Consider the following 3,193-nt stretch of genomic DNA (forward strand, 5'->3'; position numbering starts at 1 on the left):
TCATCAGTAACAGCAATATTGCCACTGGTTTGATACGCCACATGTACATCATGGCCCTGATCATGCAATCGCATAAACGTACCACCCATACTTATAATATCATCATCGGGGTGAGGGGAGAAGAGAATTACTTTTTTCGGAAATGGTTCGCTGCGTTCAGGATGTTTATGATTAGAAGAATTTTGTTTACCCCCCGGCCAGCCGGTGATAGAATCTCTCAGCATATAAAATACATCGAGATTAATATCGTAAGCATTTCCTTTTTCAGTAAGCAGGTCATTCAATCCATTATCATTATAATCTTCGGTAGTTAAACTTAATACTGGCTTTTTTACTTTTAATGCCAGGTTGGTAACGGCACGGCGTACCATCTTGGGTGTCCACTCACACTCACCCGTAAGCCACGGACTTTTAAAACGGGTTAATTCACATGCAGCAGCTTCATCCACCACAAAAGTGCAATCATCATGATTTTGTAAAAGCGATGCAGGAATATCTTCCGTATCGTCCAGCTCCACCGCTTTTTGTATTACCGGGGCTTTAGTTTGCCCCCATGCCATTAAAATTATTTTTTTACTTTTTAAAATAGTGCTTATGCCCATAGTAATGGCCATACGGGGCACATCACTCATATTGCCAAAGTCGTATGCATTGGCAATACGGGTGCTGTTATCTAATGTTACCAATCTTGTTTTGCTGTACATCCCACTGCCCGGCTCATTAAAACCAATATGGCCATTTACGCCAATGCCTAATATTTGCAGGTCTAAACCACCTGCTGCTTCAATTTGTTTTTCATAATTAATGCAATGTTCTTTTACTTTATCTTTTGCAATTAATCCATCAGGCAGGTGATAATTTTCCCGATTGATATCGGTATGTTCAAATAAATTCTTCCGCATAAAGTAATGGTAGCTTTGCAGCGCATCTTTCTCCATGGGATAATATTGGTCTAAATTAAAAGTGATCACATTTTTAAAACTCAATCCCTCTTCTTTATGCATGCGTACCAAATGTGCATATAAAGTTTTGGGTGATGAGCCGGTAGCAAGACCGATAACTGTTTTTTTTCCTTCACTTTCTTTTTGCTTTATCAGATCTGCAATTTGCTGCGCTACAAATGCAGAACCACCATTGGAACTGGGAAATATTTTTACTGCAATTTTTTCTAAGGAGTCAATCATATAAAATATAAGAGTGTTTACAAAAACAGGTATAAATGACTTAAAAGTTAAAAAACGAAGATAAGTGTTAAAGCAAATATGTTATACTATATTTATTAATTTTATTTAGATAATACTCCTGTTTTTTAAATTATTTATATATTTGTTGTTACTTAATTTTATAATTGATGCCAAATAAATCCCACACCTTTATTAGTGAGTTTAATGCTACCGGGCTTTCCAGCATAGCTATAAAAGACGTAACCCGGAAGAAGCGGATCATTGCTCAAATGAGTACTAATGATGATATTACCATTAATGATGTATCAGAGTCACTAAACATAAGTATACCCAAAGCATCTGAATTAATTGGGAGTCTTTTAAAAGAAGGCTTTATAAAAGAAACCGGAAAACGTTCTGTTGGTAAGGGTCGGAATGCTTCTTTTTATTCATTACGAAGTGAAGGTTGCTATTTTTTGGGTGTAGAAATTAAAAAATATAAGATCAATATTGGAATAATGGGTTTTGATAAGGTAATAGTAAAATCAAAACTGGATATTCCTTTTTTATACCAGGAATCCGGAGAATCATTGAAGGAAATAATTGCAATTATTAATGATTTTTTAAATGAAATTAAAATTGATAAAAGTAAAATAGCGGGGGTAGGTATTAGTATAGCGGGAAGAATAAATGTAAGAACAGGTGATATACTTACTATTTATCATTTTGGCGATGCGCCAATAAAATCTATTTTAGAAAAAGAACTTGGGTTACCGGTATTTATAGATAACGATTCCAGAACAATTGCTTATGGTGAATTTCATTTTGGTAAACGTAAACAGGAGAATGACGTTTTAGTAATGAACTTTGATTACGGAATGGCTATTGGAATTTTTGTTAAGGGGAAACCGGTTTACGGCGCCAGCGGATATGCCGGGGAATTGAGTCACATCCCGCTTTTTGACAATGAATTAATTTGTTTTTGTGGAAAAAAAGGTTGCCTGGAAACTGAAGTATCCGGGTTTGCATTTATTAGAAAGATTACTGCATTAATGGAAAAAGGTTCCAATAGTTTTTTGCAAAAAGTACTGGTAGAAAAGGGATTTATTGAAATTGAAGATATAATTTTTGCAGTCGAAAAAGGCGATAATTTAACCCTGCAGGTTTTAAGTGAAGTAGCTGAAAAACTTGGCCGCGGATTAGCCATTACCATAAACATATTTAATCCTGAACTTATAATAATTGGAGGCAGCCTGAGTGCCTTGGGTGAGCCATTATTGCTGCCATTAAAGACAGCCATCATAGAATATTCCTTAAACCTGGTAAATAAAGATACCAGTGTGGTGATTTCTAATTTGCAATATAAGGCAGGCCTTTTGGGTTGCTGCCTCTTTGTTAGAGATAAAATATTAGGGCTGGTTACATTTTAGCAGGTATATATTATTAAAATATTTTAATAATAGAATGTGGATAAAAAAATAATTTCATTTATTGCTATGCAATTTGAAATTATGTATTTTTATTCTTTATTCCTCAAAACTAAATCATTGCTTATGACCAGAATTTCCATTTTCCTGCTCTTCCTCTTTGTGGGATCAAACGTATTTGCTCAGACCCGCCAACTAAATGGGCAGGTTACTGATGCAACCAATAAACCAATTATTGCTGTTACAGTTAAAGTTAAAGGCGGCACAACTACCACAGTTACTAATGCTGATGGCAGGTTTTCTTTTAACGTACCTGCAGGTAATGTCATATTGGTGCTTTCATCAGTAGGATTTAATACTAATGAAGTAAAAGTGGCTGCAGGGGAGAATAACTTAACCATAGCGCTCAATGTTTCCAATACGGAACTGGCTGAAGTAGTGGTTACAGCTTTGGGTATAAGAAAAGAAAGGAAAGCACTTGGATATGCTTTATCTGAGATAAAAGGTGATGAGCTTACACAGGCAAGATCCAATAGTATTGTTAATAACCTGGTGGGTAAAGTTGCCGGTTTAAATGTGGCCTCAACCGCTACAGGTGCTGGT

At 35.6% G+C, this 3,193-nt stretch carries 3 protein-coding genes; 2 read left to right on the forward strand and 1 reads right to left on the reverse strand.

Annotated elements, in window-relative coordinates:
- On the reverse strand, positions 1-1,184 hold a 1,184-nt coding region (gene nagB / locus ACY65O_RS03015), incomplete at its 3' end, for a glucosamine-6-phosphate deaminase (RefSeq protein WP_462219373.1).
- A 167-nt stretch (positions 1,185-1,351) separates the two neighbouring features.
- Between nagB and ACY65O_RS03020 the strand changes: the two genes are divergently transcribed.
- Both ACY65O_RS03020 and ACY65O_RS03025 read left to right on the forward strand, forming a co-directional pair.
- Positions 1,352-2,593, forward strand: a complete 1,242-nt coding sequence (locus ACY65O_RS03020; RefSeq protein ID WP_462219374.1) for an ROK family transcriptional regulator — start codon at positions 1,352-1,354, stop codon at positions 2,591-2,593.
- A 123-nt stretch (positions 2,594-2,716) separates the two neighbouring features.
- A partial coding sequence (locus ACY65O_RS03025) for a carboxypeptidase-like regulatory domain-containing protein (RefSeq protein ID WP_462219375.1) occupies positions 2,717-3,193 on the forward strand: 477 nt, incomplete at its 3' end.

This window comes from Ferruginibacter sp. (genome assembly GCF_031430955.1).
Taxonomy (GTDB): domain Bacteria; phylum Bacteroidota; class Bacteroidia; order Chitinophagales; family Chitinophagaceae; genus Ferruginibacter.